14 protein-coding genes and 2 pseudogenes are annotated in these 15,434 nt (G+C 76.9%); 1 reads left to right on the forward strand and 15 read right to left on the reverse strand.

What is annotated here, in order from left to right; translation table 11 throughout:
• Nucleotides 1-12: 12 nt before the first annotated feature.
• The 5 genes and pseudogenes from GQS52_RS03840 to GQS52_RS27425 form a co-directional block, all read right to left on the reverse strand.
• Nucleotides 13-909 (reverse strand): peptidoglycan-binding protein, encoded by an 897-nt coding sequence (locus GQS52_RS03840; RefSeq protein WP_182311660.1) that lies wholly within the window; start codon nt 907-909, stop codon nt 13-15.
• Between the two features lie 118 nt (nt 910-1,027).
• Nucleotides 1,028-2,545, reverse strand: a complete 1,518-nt coding sequence (locus GQS52_RS03845; protein ID WP_182311661.1) for a DUF6519 domain-containing protein — start codon at nt 2,543-2,545, stop codon at nt 1,028-1,030.
• Nucleotides 2,546-2,606: 61 nt separating this feature from the next.
• Nucleotides 2,607-4,866: pseudogene (locus GQS52_RS03850) on the reverse strand (hypothetical protein).
• The gene (locus GQS52_RS27420; protein ID WP_259370562.1) at nt 4,863-5,231 is read right to left on the reverse strand and encodes a LysM domain-containing protein; all 369 of its coding nucleotides are present in this window, start codon (nt 5,229-5,231) and stop codon (nt 4,863-4,865) included. Before GQS52_RS27420 ends, GQS52_RS03850 begins: the two are co-directional and overlap by 4 nt.
• Complete coding sequence (locus GQS52_RS27425; protein WP_259370563.1) at nt 5,174-5,524, reverse strand: hypothetical protein; 351 nt, start codon at nt 5,522-5,524, stop codon at nt 5,174-5,176. Before GQS52_RS27425 ends, GQS52_RS27420 begins: the two co-directional genes overlap by 58 nt.
• Nucleotides 5,525-5,842: 318 nt before the next feature.
• Between GQS52_RS27425 and GQS52_RS27430 the strand changes: the two genes are divergently transcribed.
• Nucleotides 5,843-6,151: a hypothetical protein gene (locus GQS52_RS27430; protein ID WP_259370564.1), complete on the forward strand. Its 309-nt coding sequence runs from the start codon at nt 5,843-5,845 to the stop codon at nt 6,149-6,151.
• 1,016 nt (nt 6,152-7,167) lie between these two features.
• On the opposite strand, the gene GQS52_RS27435 is transcribed toward GQS52_RS27430, so the two are convergent.
• From GQS52_RS27435 to GQS52_RS28360, 10 genes and pseudogenes are all read right to left on the reverse strand, one after another.
• A complete protein-coding gene (locus GQS52_RS27435; protein ID WP_182311662.1) occupies nt 7,168-7,659 on the reverse strand; it encodes a hypothetical protein in 492 nt (163 codons plus the stop codon).
• Nucleotides 7,660-7,958: 299 nt separating this feature from the next.
• The gene (locus tag GQS52_RS03865; RefSeq protein WP_182311663.1) at nt 7,959-8,873 is read right to left on the reverse strand and encodes a hypothetical protein; all 915 of its coding nucleotides are present in this window, start codon (nt 8,871-8,873) and stop codon (nt 7,959-7,961) included.
• 50 nt (nt 8,874-8,923) lie between these two features.
• Complete coding sequence (locus GQS52_RS27440) at nt 8,924-9,091, reverse strand: hypothetical protein (protein ID WP_182311664.1); 168 nt, start codon at nt 9,089-9,091, stop codon at nt 8,924-8,926.
• Nucleotides 9,073-9,261 carry a hypothetical protein gene (locus tag GQS52_RS27445; protein WP_182311665.1) on the reverse strand — a complete coding sequence of 63 codons (189 nt, stop codon included), beginning with the start codon at nt 9,259-9,261 and terminating at the stop codon, nt 9,073-9,075. The genes GQS52_RS27440 and GQS52_RS27445 overlap by 19 nt, the downstream gene beginning before the upstream one ends.
• 38 nt (nt 9,262-9,299) lie before the next feature.
• Nucleotides 9,300-9,998: pseudogene (locus GQS52_RS28350) on the reverse strand (putative baseplate assembly protein); the annotation flags it as partial.
• A 102-nt stretch (nt 9,999-10,100) separates the two neighbouring features.
• Nucleotides 10,101-10,742, reverse strand: a complete 642-nt coding sequence (locus tag GQS52_RS27455) for a hypothetical protein (RefSeq protein ID WP_182311667.1) — start codon at nt 10,740-10,742, stop codon at nt 10,101-10,103.
• A gap of 319 nt (nt 10,743-11,061) precedes the next feature.
• Nucleotides 11,062-12,186 (reverse strand): hypothetical protein, encoded by a 1,125-nt coding sequence (locus GQS52_RS03890; protein ID WP_182311668.1) that lies wholly within the window; start codon nt 12,184-12,186, stop codon nt 11,062-11,064.
• 278 nt (nt 12,187-12,464) lie between these two features.
• Nucleotides 12,465-13,490, reverse strand: coding sequence for a GPW/gp25 family protein (locus GQS52_RS28355; protein WP_346268221.1), 1,026 nt, complete (start codon nt 13,488-13,490; stop codon nt 12,465-12,467).
• Between the two features lie 195 nt (nt 13,491-13,685).
• Complete coding sequence (locus tag GQS52_RS03905) at nt 13,686-14,468, reverse strand: hypothetical protein (RefSeq protein WP_346268222.1); 783 nt, start codon at nt 14,466-14,468, stop codon at nt 13,686-13,688.
• Nucleotides 14,468-15,196: a hypothetical protein gene (locus GQS52_RS28360; protein ID WP_346268223.1), complete on the reverse strand. Its 729-nt coding sequence runs from the start codon at nt 15,194-15,196 to the stop codon at nt 14,468-14,470. The genes GQS52_RS03905 and GQS52_RS28360 overlap by 1 nt, the downstream gene beginning before the upstream one ends.
• Nucleotides 15,197-15,434 lie beyond the last annotated feature (238 nt).

The following is a 15,434-nucleotide window of genomic DNA, read 5'->3' on the forward strand; positions in this document are numbered from 1 at the left end:
GCGGCGCCGCCGTCACCGGACGTTCGGCACGCGCAGCCTCTTCCAGCTGGCCGGTCCGGGGATGCCGTCGGCGGCCCTCCCCGAGTACCCCAGCCTGCGCTGCCAGGCGGCGTACGACCTGCGGTCGGCCTCGGTCCACTCCGGCCCCGGACCGACCGCGTACCGGCCGCACCCCTCGGCGACCAGCCGCCTGCCCATCGCGGTGACGACCGCGCTGCGCCGCCCGGCACGGAAGAACGCGGCCCCGGGGAACGGTTCGTACGCGGGCTCGGCCGGCTCCTTCGGCGGCTCCCCGGCCGGCGGGCCGTCCGCCTCCCCGCCCAGCCTCTCCTTCACCCGGGCGCGCACGGACGACATGGTGAAGCCCTTGGGGTCGACCTTGCCGGGCTGCCACTCCAGGTGGCCGATCACCGACCGCTCGGACCAGCCGTGGGCTCGGCAGACCGCGGCGGAGGCCTTCTCGATCGCCTCCAGCTGCGCGGCGGGCCACGGGTCCTTGCCGTCCCCGAGGTTGACGCACTCGAAGCCGTAGAACCGGGCGTTGCCGTCGGTGTCGGCCTCGTTGTCCCCGGGCAGGGCGGCGGCCTCGGCGACGACGGCTCGCAGCACGTCGCCGTCGCCCAGGCCGGCGTGGTTGGCCCGCCCGTTGCCGACCAGGTACACCGTGCCGTCCTTGGCGATCACGCCGTGGCACAGCGGGCCGGGCAGCGAGCTGTGCCCCTCGTAGCACAGGCGCACGGAGGCGTCGGTGCCCTCGGTGACGGTGTGGTGGATCATCACCCCGTGCACCGGGCCCCACGCGCCCTTGGCGTTGCGGTTGTGCGTCCTCCACGACCGGTACTCGACGACCTTCAGGCCCTCGGCGCGCAGCGCCGCGACCAGCCGGTCGGCCGACAGCGGAGTGGCCATCAGCGGTCCTCCTTCCTTCTCCGCACCGTCTGTCCGTTCGGCATTTCCGCACGGGCGCCGGGGGAACCCGGCCCCCGTGCGGGAACGGTTGTTCCCCGGCTCACCGGCCTCGCCGCCCTCACCGGCCGGAGCCGCCGGAGCGGCCGGACCGGGCGCCGCGTGCCCGCCGCAGCGGCGCGGCCAGCGGTGCGAAGACCCGCCGCAGGTCCTCGGCCACCCCCTCGCCGGTGACCCAGGCCAGCGGCGCGCAGTGCCGGACGGTCCCGGCGGGCGGCCGCAGCAGGGGCTCCCCGGCAGCGTCCGCCGGCCACTCGACGGCTCCGGTGGCGGTGCGGGCGGGGATCACCCAGTGGTCGCCGGGGCGGTAGTCGCCGCCGGGCTCGAACCACACCTGCACACCGTCCTCCAGGCCGGTCCACACGCCCTCCTCCAGGAGGACCGCGCCGTGCCGGAGCCCGGCGGAACCGCGGCCCCTCCCGGCCCGCTGGTCCCAGCGGCGCAGGAAGGGGTGGTGCTCGGGACGGCGGCCGGTGCCGGGGCCGGGCTCGCCGGAGAGCCGGACCCGCCGCCCGGGCAGGTCGACCTCCTCGACCTGCAGCAGCGGGGCGGGCTCGCCGCGGCCGGTGCGGACGTCGTCGGCGAACTCCACCCAGTCGCCCGCCTCCAGTTCGAGCCTGCCGTCGCCGCCGGCGGGGAGCAGCTCGGCCCAGGTCCCGTCGAGCCGGGCGACCGGCCGGACCACGGAACCGTTCTCCCTCGACCACTTGAAGGTGGGCCCCCCGTCGTCGTCCCCCACCGTCCCGCCCCGGTGCACCTCGACCCGGTACAGCTGGTTCTCCGGGCCCCGGTAGCGGGCGTCCGGGTCGACCGGGCAGGGGTGCTCGTCGGCCCCGTCCGGGCGTTCGCTGCGCGCGGCCAGCAGGGCGGAGGTGGTGGTGTAGCGCCGCGCCCAGGCGGCGAACGCCTCCTCGGCGGCCTGCGCGTCGGCGTCGTCGGGCAGGTCCAGTTCGCCGGTGGTCAGCGCCCGCACCTGCCAGACGGTCTTCAGCCGGGCCGCGGTGTCGGCGACCGCCGCGCCGAGGGCGGACTCGCGGATCTCGGGGTCCTCGGCCGCGGTGACGGACCGCTCCCACGCCGTCAGGGCCACCAGGTAGGGGAAGGTGCCGGGGAGCCGGTCGCCGGGGCGCTCGGGGTCGCGGTGGGCGTCGGGCTGGTCCCAGTAGGTCCACCCGGTGTGCCGCGGCCCGTCCCCCGAGCCGCCGTCCCCGGAGCCGCCGCCGCCGTCCCCGGAGCCGCCGCCGCCGTCCCCGTCGCCGGGCCGGCCGGACCCGGCGGGGAGGCCGGGGGCGGGGCGGGTGGCGTCGAGCAGGATCCCGTCGACGTAGTAGCGGCCCGCGCCGATCGTCAGGTCGTCCGGCCCCCGGTTGCCGGGGACGTGGCCGACGGCGAAGCCGGCGTCCCCCGAGGGACCGCCGTGGGGGCCGACCAGGTCGGCGGCGGTGGTGCGGGCGGTGTGCAGCCAGATGGCGGCCTGCTCGTTGGCGTCGGCGTCGAGCTGCACCCGCCCCTGCTGGGCGAGGACGGCCGAGTAGTGCTTCTCGGGCCGGAAGGTGACACGGGAGAAGTCCCCGTACATGCATCCCCCTCGGGAGTGGTGGTGACGGTGTTCGGTGGTCGGACGGGGTCGGACGGGGCCCTCAGGTGACGTGGACGATCCCGGCGTCGGTGCCGGCCGGCACGAACTCCTCGATCCGGGCGCTCAGGTTGTCCTGGCGCTGCGGCTGGAACAGCTCGTGGAAGGCGCCGAGCTCCGAGCCGTCCTCGGCGCCGCGGACGATCTCCGCCGCGCAGTCGGCGGCGAGCTGGACGTAGGCGGGGGTGCCGTAGCGGGTGGAGGTGAACCGGGGCCGGACCCTGGCCGACTCCAGTTCCTCGTCCTCGGCCGTCCCCCCGGCCTCGCGCACCGCCTCGCGCACCAGGTCGGGCTGGCAGTGGTGGCGGCGCGGGGTCCGCGAGCCGGGCGGGACGTAGCTGAAGCGCAGGCAGCCGGTTCCGCGCCGGGCGACGTGCACGCGGCCGTCGAAGACGCAGTTCTCGCCGACCGCCACCGCGTGCGTGTGCACCTCGCCGACGACGGTGGTGCGGCGGGCGTGCAGGACCGCGTGGGCGTGCCGGCAGTCGGGGGCGGACAGCGCCTCGCGGTCCGGTCCGGTGGCGTCCAGGACGCTGTCGGTGATGTGGATCTCCAGCGGGTCGGTGCCCACCTCGTCGCCGACGACGCGGATCGTGCCCAGGATGCTGCGTTCGATCCGCACGCAGGCCGAGGTGCGGTCCAGGACGAGGCTGGGCTCGTCCGGGGAGAGCGGCTCGCACTCCGGCTCCAGCGACCAGCCGGGCACCAGGGTGCAGTGCCGCACCGTCACCGAGCCCACGGGGCCGGTGACGTTGACCCCGCGCCCGCACACGAGCAGGCCGTCCAGGACGAAGCGGGGCGCGCCGCCCCGCCCGGCGCGGTCGGCGTGCTCTCCCCGCCCGGCGCGCCCGGCTCGGTCGGCGTGCTCCTCGTGGGCGGCGCGGACGTTGAGCGCGTCGGGGCGGTTGCTGTACCAGTCCAGCAGGCGCAGCACGGGCCGGGTCCCCTCCGCGGCGCGCAGCCGCAGGTGGTCGCCGGGTTCGAGGTCGAAGTCCAGCTGCTCCTGGTGGGCGCCGCTGTGGGTGAGTTCGATGACCGCCTCGCCGCCGGCCCGCCCCTCGGCCTTGTCGCGGCGCCACTGCTCGTAGGCGTCGGTGATCCGCTCGTGGCGGCGGCCGGGGCCGACCCGGTAGAGGGCGGCGCCGGGCGCGGGGGCGGGCTCGCGCGGGTACTCGCCGCCGCCGGTGTCGTCGCTGAAGGCGTGGTGGTAGGTGACCCACACGCCGCGGCGGGGGGCCGAGCGGGCGCCGAAGGCGATCCGGCCCAGGACGGGGTCGACGGCGACCTGCCCGCGCCGGGGCCGGTAGGTCCAGCCGGACAGGTCGGCGACGACGACGTCGGCGGGCGGGACCGGCTCGCCGTCCCCGTCCCGCCAGATCGCCAGGGACCTGCCGGGCCCGTAGTAGTCGGCCAGGCGGTCGGCGAGCAGGCGCCGGCCCACGTACCCGGGGACGTTGTCCACGGTGGCGGTGTGGGCGGCCGACGGCTCCGGCTCGGGCCTGGTGACCAGCGGGGTGTCGTTGCCCAGGATGGAGAAGGTGTACAGGTTGCGGGCCCGGTCGACGCAGTAGGCGGGGCCGCGGGTGACCGAGTACGGCTTGAGCCGCCACACGAACACCCCGACCCCCGCGGGGGTGCGGCCGCCCGGGCGGCGCCGGGAGGCCGCCCGGCGCACGTCCGCGCTGCGGGCGGTGGTCTCGAACGGGCCGCCGAGCAGGGCCAGCGCGGAACCGTCGCGCAGGTCGGCGGTGCGGCCGCGGGAGCCGGACGGCGTCCGCCGCGTCCTGGCCGGTGCCGGTGGGCCGGACCGGCTGCGCGGCGGCCAGCAGCCGGGAGAACTCCACGGCGCGGGCGGGCCACTCGGCGACCTTGGCGGACAGCTCCTCCAGCAGGGCCGAGGTGCCCTTGCGGCGGCGGTCGGCGACGGTGTCGGCGACGTCGCGGCGCGGGGCGAGGCGGGCGGCCAGCCGGCGGCGGGAGGCCGCCCGGTCCCCGCCGCCCGCGCCGGCCAGGCCGTCGGAGAGCACCTGCTCGTAGCCGGGCAGGATCCGGTAGCCGACCAGGTCGCCCAGGTGGGGCAGGACCCAGTCGCCGCAGGTCTCGACGAAGGCGTCCTCGTAGCCCTCCTCGATCGCGGTGCGCACCAGGTCGGCCTGTTCGGCGATCACGGCGAGGAGGGCGCGCAGCGGCTCGCCCTCCTCCGCGTCGCGCAGCCGGTGCCACTGGGGCAGCAGGTCGGCGAGGCCGTCGGGGTCGCGGCTCATGCGGTGGCCTCCTCGAGGATGAGCGTGTCGGGCAGGTCAGGGGAGAGCAGGACGAACTGCGCGGGCCGGATCCCGCGGAAGACGGTGACCGTGCGGCCCCGCGGCAGCGGCCGGGTGCCGGTGATGCCGGGGTTGAGCCGCAACAGTTCGCCCACGGTGATGCCGTGCCGGGCGGCGACCGCGGTGAGGGTCTCGCCCTCCGGGTCCTGGATCCGGTAGCGCTCCTGCGCCCACCGCGCGGGGCGGGCCGGGACGGTGCCCCGCGGCTCCTCCAGCTGCCGGGCGAGCCGTTCCAGGCCGGCCGGGGTCAGGCTGCCGGGGATCCCGGTGAAGGCGTCGACGTCGACGTGGTCGACTCCGGGCACCGTGTGGCCGCGGCCAGCACCTCCGACAGGTGGGCGGGCTGCCCGAGCTCCCGGGCGGCGTGCCCCAGTCGTTCCAGCAGGGCGCGGCGCAGGGCCGGTTCCACGACGTCCCAGGAGTGGTCCGGGCGGACGGCGACGCGGGCCGCCACGACGAGCAGGACGAGCTCGCGGACCGCGACGTGCACCGGCACGGCGGGGTCGCCGTGGGCGGCCAGCGCGGCGCGCAGGGTGCGCACGGTGTCGGAGTCGTCGGCGAGCGGGGCGTCGTCGACGCCGGCGACGGTGACGTGCACGGACTCCCGGGCCCCGTCGAACAGCCGGACGGCGGCGGCCCGCCCGATGCCGGCCCGGGCGCGGGCGAAGTCGGCGTGGTCGGATACCGAGACCAGCCGGTCCAGGGCGCCGACGGCCAGCGGATGTTGCGGCGGGCCGCGCCCGGACCGTCCGGGTCGGCCGCGCCGGTGGCGGGCAGCGGGTTGGTGACGCCGGACACGCCCAGCGGCCGGGTGACGGCCTGGGTGATCCGGCCCGGCGGCAGGTCGCCCTGCCGTCCGACGCCCACCCGGTAGCGGGCGCGGACGTTCTCGTGCCCGGTCGGCAGCCGGGCGCCGTTGACGCCGTCGCCGAAGGTCACGGTGGTGCGGCCGTCCGCGGTGGTGCCGGTGGCGTACACGCGCTCGCGCGGGCCGCGGCCGGCCAGGCTGTCCACCTCGTGCCACAGCACCCCGTCCACCCGGACCTCCAGGGTGGACGCCGCGCCGGACGGGGTGTCGGCGGCCAGCCAGGTCAGCGGGGCCTGCCACAGGGCGAAGCTCTGGTGGGCGCGGGCGGCGTCGCCGCTGCCGATCGCCTCGTCCCGGGTGGCGCCCTGGGTGGCGCGCACGACGTTGCCGAGGACCTTCACGGTGTCGCGGCGGTAGCTGAACGCCAGGTCGGCGGCGAGGACGAGGGTGGTGTGCACGGTGTCGCCGGGCAGGGCGGGGTCCACGCCCTGCCGGACGGCGGCGACCATGGCGAGTTCGGTACCGGGGACGCCGGAGGTGCCGGGCACGTCGGTGCGCTCGCCGGTGACCACGACCCACCGGCCGGGGGTCAGGCCCGTGGAGCGCGGCGAGCTCGATCTCGTTGCCGTGGACGTCCTCGTCCACCGGCTCCTCGGCCAGGGCCAGCGTCTCGCCCCGGGCGTGGACGGTGGTGTCGCGGATGTGCGAGAGCAGGGTGTCGTGCTCGTCCATCCACGGCTCCTCCAGGGTCAGCTCGGTGACCTTCCCGGTGATGCCGAAGTCGGCCCGGGAGACCACCCGCACGTCGTCGACCCGGGTGATCAGCAGGGCCAGCGCCGGGTCGCCGGGGACCTCGCCGGACACGCCCTTGCGGGGCCTGCGCACGGCGACCCAGCTGCCGGGGCGATGCCGTCGTGGACCGCGTCCAGGGCGATGACGTTGCGGGAGGTGGGCTGGAGCCGCGCGGTCAGGACCACCTCGACGGCGGGCTCCTCGCCCTCGCCGGCGCGGCGGACGGCGACCTGCAGCCCGCCGTGGCCGGCGGGGTGCTCGTCCCCGGGGCGAGACGGAACTCCAGCGGCTCGCCCCGCCCGTCCCCGACCGTCACCCGGACGGTGCCGTCCGGAGCGGGCTCGGAGAAGAACAGGACGCGTTCGGGCAGGTCGGGCAGGAGGCGGACGGTGACGCCGGCCTCCTGGCCGGGGCCGGGGGCCGCCTCAGGCCCTGGGGCCGCCGCGGAGCCGGGGGCTCGTCCTCGCCGCCCCCGATCAGCTCCCCCAGCCACTCCAGCGGGCCCTGCCCCTGCCCCTGCCCCTCCCCCTCCTGCTTCTCCTGCTCCCCTCCGGGCCGTCCCGCACGGCCCGGCTCCTGCGGGCCCTGCGGGTCCTGGGGTGCGTCCTGCTCCCCGGGATCTTCCTGCGGGGCGTGGGTGGTCAGCTCGACCCGCCGGGACCGAGCGCGAAGTCGGCGGAGGTCCCGGGCGGCGGGAGCTGGCGGCGGTACGGGACCGAGCTGCCGGCCTCGGTGTAGGAGAGGTCCGCGCGGCGCGGCTTCTCCCCGTCGCGGCCGTAGCCGATCCGCACAGCGATCCGCTTGCTGCCGGTCAGCGGCCAGTCGTCGTGGCGCACGACGCGTCCGGCGTCGTCGTGCACCGGTTTCAGGGGCGCGGTGGCGCCGAAGGGGGTGGCGGTGACCCGCATCGCCTGCATCTCGTGCAGGGCCAGTGGCGCGGTGAGCCCGATCCTGCTCCAGGCGCGGTACAGGCCGTCGCGCAGCCGGGGGTCGAGGGCCGTCAGCAGGCCGGGGCCCAGGTCGGACCCGGGGGCGTAGAGGCGCTGCGGGTCCCGGTCCAGGTGGCGGGGGCCGGCAGGCTGCCGTGCGGGGGCCGTGCGCAGCGCGGCGATCAGCGGGCCGAGTCCGCGCACGGCGGGTCGAAGGGCACCGGCGGTTCCTGTCCGCCGCCCCCCGTCCCGGCTCCGTCCCCCGCCCCGGCTCCGTGCGCGGGGGCGCCGGCCGTGGCGGGGGCGCCGGCCACGAGCCGGTCGATGCCCAGGGCGAAGTGCAGGCCGGCCCCGCCCGCGGGCTGCGGACCCTCCTCCGCGGGCTCCTCCGGCGGCTGCGGGGTTCCAGCTGCCGCGCCTGTCCGGCGATCCCGAGGAGCACCGCCTCCAGTTGCGCGAACCACCGCGCCACCGGCTCGTGGTCACGGGCGATTTCCCGTGCCTCACGGTCCGCTCGACCGTCTCGGCGAGCCGGGCGGCGAGTTCGGAGGCCGTGTCCAGCAGGTCCAGGTCGGCGCGCAGCGGCCCCAGGACGTCCTCGTCGACGCGCTGACGACCGGGCTGTCCTGCGGACGCGGGTTCGGCGCGTCCCCGCCCGGCGTGATCCACCTCTGCAGTTCCTCCAGGAGGGCCGCCAGGGAGGGGAGTTCGGGACCGGGCAGCCCGACCGCCGTGGTGCCCAGGGCGCGGTCGACCCGCACGTGCGGGACGGTCAGCAGCACCCGCTGCCCGGGGTCCGCCGACTTCTCCGCGCTGAAGACGAACAGCAGCCGGTCCCCCGGGCGGACGTTGTTGGCGGTGCCCACAGGAACAGTTCCCGGCGTGCGTGCAGCCGGTCCGCGGTGAGCTGGTGGGGGCGGCGGGTGCGCACCGCCATCTCGTTCCACGACCAGCGGGCCCGCAGGTCCTCGGCGGTCTCGAAGGACTGCGGCTCCTCCCCCGGCCCGGGCACGCTGGTCGACCGCGCGCCGGCGGGGACCGTCACGACCGGGTCCTCGCCGAGCGCGGGTCGTGGTCGAGGGAGTAGGCGAGGAAGGTGGAGGCGGCGATCCCGGGGCGGGGGCGGTGTCCCACCAGGCGGCCGAGGAGTTCCAGGGAGCGGGGTCGGTGGCGGTGCGCAGGTACCGCTCGGCGGCGATCCGCTCGGAGTGGAAGTCCGTCAGGTCCGCCAGGACCGCCCAGGCGTCGAGCAGGGCGACCGCCGGGTCGCCCGGGTCGCGCACGGTCAGGCCGCGCAGCGCCGGGTGGGCGGGCCCGGACAGGCGGGCGAGCATCGTGGACAGGAAGTCCGCGTGGGTGCCCACCCGGTGGGCGAGGACGTCGCGGCCGGGCGGGTTGTGCACCTCGAGCGGCGTCACGGTCCGGACGCCGTCGCATCCGCAACCGCAACCGCGGGACGGGCCGGTGGTCATCGGCCACCTCCGATCACGAGCTTCAGGCGGCCGTTCTCCGGCCGGTCGGGGTCGTTGTCGCACTGGGCGACCTCCAGCGGGCCCGTGCGCAGCAGTCCCGCGTCGAGTTCTCCGTCGTCGCCGCGGAAGAGCCGCCGCAGCCGCGTCACCCGGGCGTCGGCCACGCCGGCACCGCGGCGGCGGCCGCCACCAGGCGGCTGGCGCGTACCGGTTCGCCGAAGGTGAGTGCGTCGGGGTGGAAGAAGCCGGGCCGCCCGTCGGGCAGCACACCGGTGCCCAGGGCGCGGCGCAGCGCGGCCAGGACCTGCCCGCGCTGGTGCCCGGGGCGGCGCACACGGTCAGCTCGATGTCGAGCGGCACCAGCGGCGCGGTGCGCACCACCAGGTCGTGGCCGATCCTGCGGTACGCCTCCAGGGCGCGGGCGACCTCCGCGAGGAGGCCGGGCGGCGCGGTGGCGGCGTCGAGCGGGTCGACGGCCACGTGCACCTCCTGGACGCTGCCGGTCCAGCGCAGTTGCGCGGCGGCGCGCTGCACCCCGGGCAGGGCGGCGGCCAGTGCCGCGTAGTCCTCGGCGGTGACGGCGCGCAGCCCGGTGCGGCGCAGGGCCGGGGCGCCAGGCGGCGCACGTCGTCCAGCGGCTCGGGCTCGGTGCCGCCGACGGCGGGCAGCGGGTTGCGCACCCGCAGGACGGCCGCGTGCGGCACCGGGAGCCTGCGGCCCGCCTTCGCGCGGCGGGTCCCGGTCCCGGCCGGGGCGCGGTCGGCCCCGCCGCGGCACAGCACGAGGTGGTTGACGGCCTCGGCCCCGACGTTGCCCGCGGCCCCGTTGCCGATCCGGTAGAAGACCTCCAGGCGTGCCCCGGGCGGGGGCGCGGCGCCGTGCCTGCCGTCGCCGAAGCGCAGGGTGAGGCGGCCGTCGTTGCCGGTCTCGCCGACGAAGTGGGCGTCGCGCGCGGCCCGGAGGCCAGCAGGTCGCGGCGCGGCGTCCAGGTCCGGCCGCCGGCCGAGACCGCACGGCGGGCAGCGCGGCGCGCGGATCGGTGGCGAGGGCGGCGGCAGGGCCCGCGAGCACCGGGTCGTCGGGGTCGAGCGGCCGCGTACGGCTCGCCCCAGGTGTGAGCGACCTCCCAGACGACGGAGCGGTCCAGCACGCCCCCGGCGCGGGCCCGTGCGGTCAGGATCTCCACCGGGTCAGCCGGGGCCGCAGCAGGCGGCGGCGCCGGGCGAGCAGTTCCCGCAGGGCGTGGGCGGGACGCTCGCGCAGGCGGACCTCCTCCAGCACGCGGGCGCCGAACAGCACGGTCAGCTCCGCGACCTCGGCGCGGCCGGGCGGCCGGCCGTCCTCGGCCGCCCGCCACAGCTCCTCCAGCCGTTCGCGCACCCGCTCCGGTACCGCCGCGAGGTGCTCGGCCTGGGCGGCGGAGACGCGGCGCGGGTCGGGGTGGGGGGCGGCCCGGGTGACGGGCGCGTGGCGCAGCACGGGGCGGAAGCGGACCGGCACCGGCGGGTAGGAGGACCGGGCGAGCAGGGTCTCCAGGCGCTCCGCCTGCTCGGAGGCGGTGGGCGGCTCGACCTTCTCGGTGTCCTTGCCCGCGCCGGGCACGAGGCGGATCTCCAGGCCGGCGCGGGTGACCTCGGCCTCGCCGAGGAGGGCGTGCAGGGAGCGCACCCGGGCGGGGGTGAGCCGCCGGCCGGACCGGGTGAGGTCCAGCAGCCCGTGGAGGGCGAGGGCCGCCTCGCTGCTCCCCCCGCCCTCCCCGCACCCGCAGCCGTCGCCGCAGTCGCAGGGGGCGACGACCACCGGGGCCGGGGGCACGGTTGAAGCGCTCGGGGGCACCGCCGCAGAAGGTGAGGGAGCGGCCGTGCTCGACGGCGACGACATTGGCCCGGGCGACGCTGACGTCCGGGAGCGGCCTGCAGTCGGTCCCGCCGCGCGAGGACAGGCACAGCGGGAAGGCCAGTGCGTCGGCCCGGTCCCAGGAGACCTCCAGGACCGGCTGGTCGCAGAGCCTGTCGACCAGCGGGTGACGGAGGTCAGCCGCACCGCCTGGCGGTGGGCGGGGTCGGCGTCGGCCGGACTGCCGGTGCGGGGGCCGAGCACCTCCTCGAGGACGAGGAGTCGCCGGGCCGCAGTCTCAGCACGCTCGCGGGGACGGGGCGGCCCGCGGGGTGGCCTCCGCCCGGACGGCCGGTGGCTTCGGCTTCGGTTCCGGTTCCGGTCCCGGTCCCGGTGTCCGCGTCGGTGCGGGCACCTGCGGCGGCTTCGGCGGTCCCGGGGCCGGGGCCGTCGGCCCGGGGGCCGGGCCCGTCGCAGCGGTCCGCCCACTCGTCGCGCAGGGTGGCCGAGACCGCGCCCCGGGGCAGGACGCACTCCTCGTCGCCCCAGGTCCAGAAGCGGACCGCGTTGTGCGCGGGTACAGCGCCGGCTCGGCGTCGCCGAGCGGTTCGAACACCTCCTGGGAGGCACCGGGGGGCAGCGCGTCCAGGTCCTCGTCGGCCAGTACCGTGCCGAGTTCGGGCCGGTCCCGCGGGTCGAGGCGGCCGGTGTCGACCGCCGCGAAGCGGAAGGCCCCGCGGGGCAGGACCACGGGGCGGTCCGTCTCCAGCGCGACGAACGCGCGGGCCGCCGCGCCGTCGTGCATGGCGTAGTCCACCAGCCGGGCGTGCCGGCGCACCGACTCGCGGCGGCGGGCGGTGTCCAGGTACGCCTCGGTGGCCACCGCGTCCTGGTGGTGGGCCAGCCGGTCCGCGGTGTACGCCAGCAGTTCGGCGACGGTCACGCCCAGGTCGGGCACGTGCCGTTCCGCCCATTCCGGCGCGGTCAGGGCCATGCGGTCCAGCACCGTCCGGAGCCGCTCGTAGTCGCGGGCCGTGCGGTCGATCAGCGGCGCGGGCCGCAGCGGTGCCGGGCACGGCTCCTCGGCCGCGCAGTCGAACGGGGTGGGGCGGCCGGGCCGGAAGGAGAAGCCGGCCGAGTGGTAGCGCTGGTCGAAGCCCCGGTAGGGGGTGGTGCCGGGGCGGCCGTGGGCGTCGGTCTCCACGATCGACAGCCGGTAGGCGGAGGTGTCGCCGGTACGGTCGAGGACGACGTGCATCCGGTCGTCGAGTTCGGGGTCCTCCTCGGTCTCGACGTGCACCTCGACGGCCCGGAGGCCGGTGACGCGGCGGCCCCCGTCGATGCGCACGTTCCGCGGCCCGACGCCGCCGGGCGCCTTGCCCAGGAAGGTGACGGTGAGGGTGCGGCCGTCGGCGGCCTCCACCCGTCCCCGTTCAGCCGGGCGGCCCGGACCGCGTGCCGCCGCCGGTCGGTGCGGCACCGGGCGCCGGGCGTGCCGGGCGTGCCGCCCGCGTCGGCCGCGCCGCTCGCACCGCTCGTGCCGCTCGTGCCGCTCGTGCCGCTCGTGCCGATGTCCGTGCTCATGCGCCCCCCGTCCCCTCGAACACCTCGTCGCGGTGCGTCCCGGTGCGCCGGACCGTGTACGCAGGTGCACGCGCACCGTGTTGTCCTCGGCGGTCACGTCGAGGTCCCCGACGTCGATCACGTCGCCAGCCACTGCTGCAGCGCGGCGTGGACGGTGAGCTGCAGCGCCGAGGCCAGCTCGGGGCTGTTGGGTGCGAAGACCAGGTCGAGCAGCCCGCAGCCGAAGTCCGGGCGCATCACGCGCTCGCCGGGGCTGGTGAACAGCAGCTGCTCGATCATGTCGCGCACGTGCTCGTCGTACGGCGCGTGCGCGGTGCGGCCCCGGCTGTCGGTGCGGAAGGGGAAGGCGATGTCGGTGCGGCGGGGCCCCGCGTCGTACGCCTTCGGCTCGACCACCCGCTCGCCGTGCGCGGTACTCCTCGTCGGCGGGCTCACGCGCCCACCACCCTCTGCTGCACGACGGAGACGACCGCAGGCCCCTGCGGGACTGCCCCGCGGAGTGGCAGGCCCCGGCGAGGACTGCAGGACGCCGGTGAGCCGTCGATCCGCACCGGGCGGAGGGCCGGTCCAGCGGACCGAGGTGCACGGGCCCGGGCCGCCGGCCGCGGTGGCGGGGCAGCCGGTGACGGTGAACAGGTCGGCGGTGGTCACCGCCGGGCTGCCCTGGGCCAGCACCCGGTGCCGGCCCGGTGACGGACGGGCCTGCGCCCGTGCGGGCAGGTCACCGTCGAGGCGGTGTTCAACAGGTTCCGGACAACAGCTTTCGCCTTCCCCCGTCAGGTCACGCTCAGAGCGTCCTGGTTGATGGTCACGGTCGGGCCGACGAGCGAGATCGTCGCGCCTGGCCGTTGCTGATGTGCACCCGGTGTCGTCGATGACGATCGACGCCCCGCCCGGTGCGCCGAGTGTGATGCCCTTGCCGCCCGGTTCGTCGGAGAGCACGACCACCCGTCCTCCGGGCGTCTGCAGCACGACGTTGGGGGTGTCGGGCAGGCTCTCCGAGGCCAGGGCCGGTACCTCCTCCCCCGTCCCGTACCAGCAGCCGGACCAGATCGGGTAGCTGGGGTCGCCCTGTTCGAACTCCACCCACACGCCCGCCCGCCGCGGCGGCAGCACGTACTGGCCCATCCCCGGGCCGGCCACGGGGAAGCAGGGCATGGCCAGGTCGACGGCTCGTCGCCGAGCACGTCCGGGGCCTTCACCCGCAGGCGCCCGATCTTCATCGGGTCGTTGTTGTCGACCACGGTTCCCGGTACTTGCCGAGGAAGCGCGCCGGTTCAGCGGCCATCGGTGCGTGCTCCTGTTCGCAGGGGGGGCGGTTGTCGGGAAGGCCGGCCCTCAGGGGACGACGGTGGACGAACGGGCGGTCAGGCCCTCGCGGGCGAGGGTGAAGTTCTGCGTGAAAGAGCCCCGTTGGAGGTTGTGGGTGACGCTCTTGACGTAGTAGAGGCCGTCGTAGGTCAGGCCGGCGCCGCGCACCCCGACCAGTTCGCGCGGGCGCAGCAGGTAGCCGTAGCGGACCACGTCCAGTTGGCCCGAGCCGGAGACGGCGTCCGCGGACTCCATCGCCTTGGCCACGACCTCGGCGTAGGCCTGCGGGCCGTCCTTCTTGGCCGTGCCGCCGAGCACCTTCTTCTTCAGCGCGGGCGCGGGCCTGCGGGCCAGCGGCGGGCGGAACGTGCTCACCTCGGGCACGTCCAGGACCTGCGAGACGCGGGTGGCCTGGGACTGCACCCGGGCCTCGGGCTGCTCGCGGGCGGTGCCGTCGAAGGCGAAGGTGAGCTGGTCGACGTTGGACAGCGCGTCCATGTTGACGCTCAGCGCGTGCTGAGGGACGCCCAGGCGCACCTCCGGGCCCCAGTAGGCGCGGCTGGTACCGGGCGCCGGGCCGGGGTCGAGGTAGAAGACGAAGCCGTTGGCCCTCGCCAGTTCGGTGACGTAGGACAGGTCGGTGCCGGTCTGGAAGTCGATCCGCTTCGTCGGCATCGGCGTCTGCGGGACCAGTTCGGGGATCACCTGCGGGGTGATGCCGTAGTGGGCGTACTTCGAGACGATCGAGGAGACGCGGGCGGCCGGCGACATCGCCGGGAACGGCACTCCCGCCCTCTCCTCCAGGTCCATCAGGCGGTCAGGTCCTCGCCGGTGACGGTGAGCGTCGACTGGCCGGGCCGGTTGCTGACCCCCACCTCCTGGCGGACGATCACGCCGTCCATCAGCACGGTCGTGGCGCCCCCACCGTGACGGCCAGGACGACCCTGACCTTCGGGTCGAAGAACCCGGCGGGCAGGAGGGTGGAGTTGATCGGCCCGCGCTTGGACAGGTCGAAGGCGAGCTGGAACCGCTGCGCTGGCCGAGGCGACGGTGACCTGCGCGGACAGCAGGGCGTCGACGACCTGCCGCGGCGCGGGCACCGGTATCTGCGGGCCCATGAGCAGCGTCAGGTGCACCGGGCCGCGGCGCATCGGGTGGTCAGCCACGCGCCACCCCGGGACGGTTCCGCCGGGCAGGGGCACGAGGATCCTGCGGCCGGGCTCCGCGGTCAGCTCCCTCGGGTCCAGGACGTCGTTGGCGTCGGCGATCCGCCACCACTGGCCGGCGTCGCCGAGGTAGCGGTGCGCCAGCACGTCCAGCCGGTCGCCCGCCTCGACGACGTGCTCGACGGCGGCGCCGACCGGCGCCGCCTCCTCGGTGCGCGGCAGCAGCCGGTGCCTGACGTACGGCGTCGCGCCGCCGTCCGGCCCGACGTGCACCGCGATCGGGCAGTCGTGGTAGCGGCTGGAGGGCGGATAGGGGGAGGCGGCCGGTAACGCGTCCGCCGGCCCTGCCGCCGCTGCCCTGTCCATCGTCATCGGACCCTCCCGTGTTGGTCGTCCCCGCGCCGGCCGGCCCCGCGCCGCCAAAGCCCGTCCTGCCGAGGCCCGCGCCGCCGAAGCCGGTGCCGCCGGATCCGGTGCCGCCCAGTCCGAGCGTGCCGAGCCGGCCGCGCGTCGACGACGCCCCGCCGGCCAGCGCCTCCTTCTGCGCCAGGTGCGCCATGTACAGCTCCGCCCCCCGGTGCCCGGACGGCAGGTCGTTGACGGTGAGCAC

This window comes from Streptomyces sp. SCUT-3 (assembly GCF_014083985.1).
Taxonomy (GTDB): domain Bacteria; phylum Actinomycetota; class Actinomycetes; order Streptomycetales; family Streptomycetaceae; genus Streptomyces_H; species Streptomyces_H thermolineatus.

What these genes read in the sequence shown, in the direction of transcription:
- GQS52_RS03845 (WP_182311661.1), bottom strand. Translation starts at nt 2,545, where the DNA reads ATGTACGGGGACTTCTCCCGTGTCACCTTCCGGCCCGAGAAGCACTAC.
- GQS52_RS03840 (WP_182311660.1), bottom strand. Translation starts at nt 909, where the DNA reads ATGGCCACTCCGCTGTCGGCCGACCGGCTGGTCGCGGCGCTGCGCGCC.
- GQS52_RS28360 (WP_346268223.1), bottom strand. Translation starts at nt 15,196, where the DNA reads ATGACGATGGACAGGGCAGCGGCGGCAGGGCCGGCGGACGCGTTACCG.
- GQS52_RS03905 (WP_346268222.1), bottom strand. Translation starts at nt 14,468, where the DNA reads ATGGACCTGGAGGAGAGGGCGGGAGTGCCGTTCCCGGCGATGTCGCCG.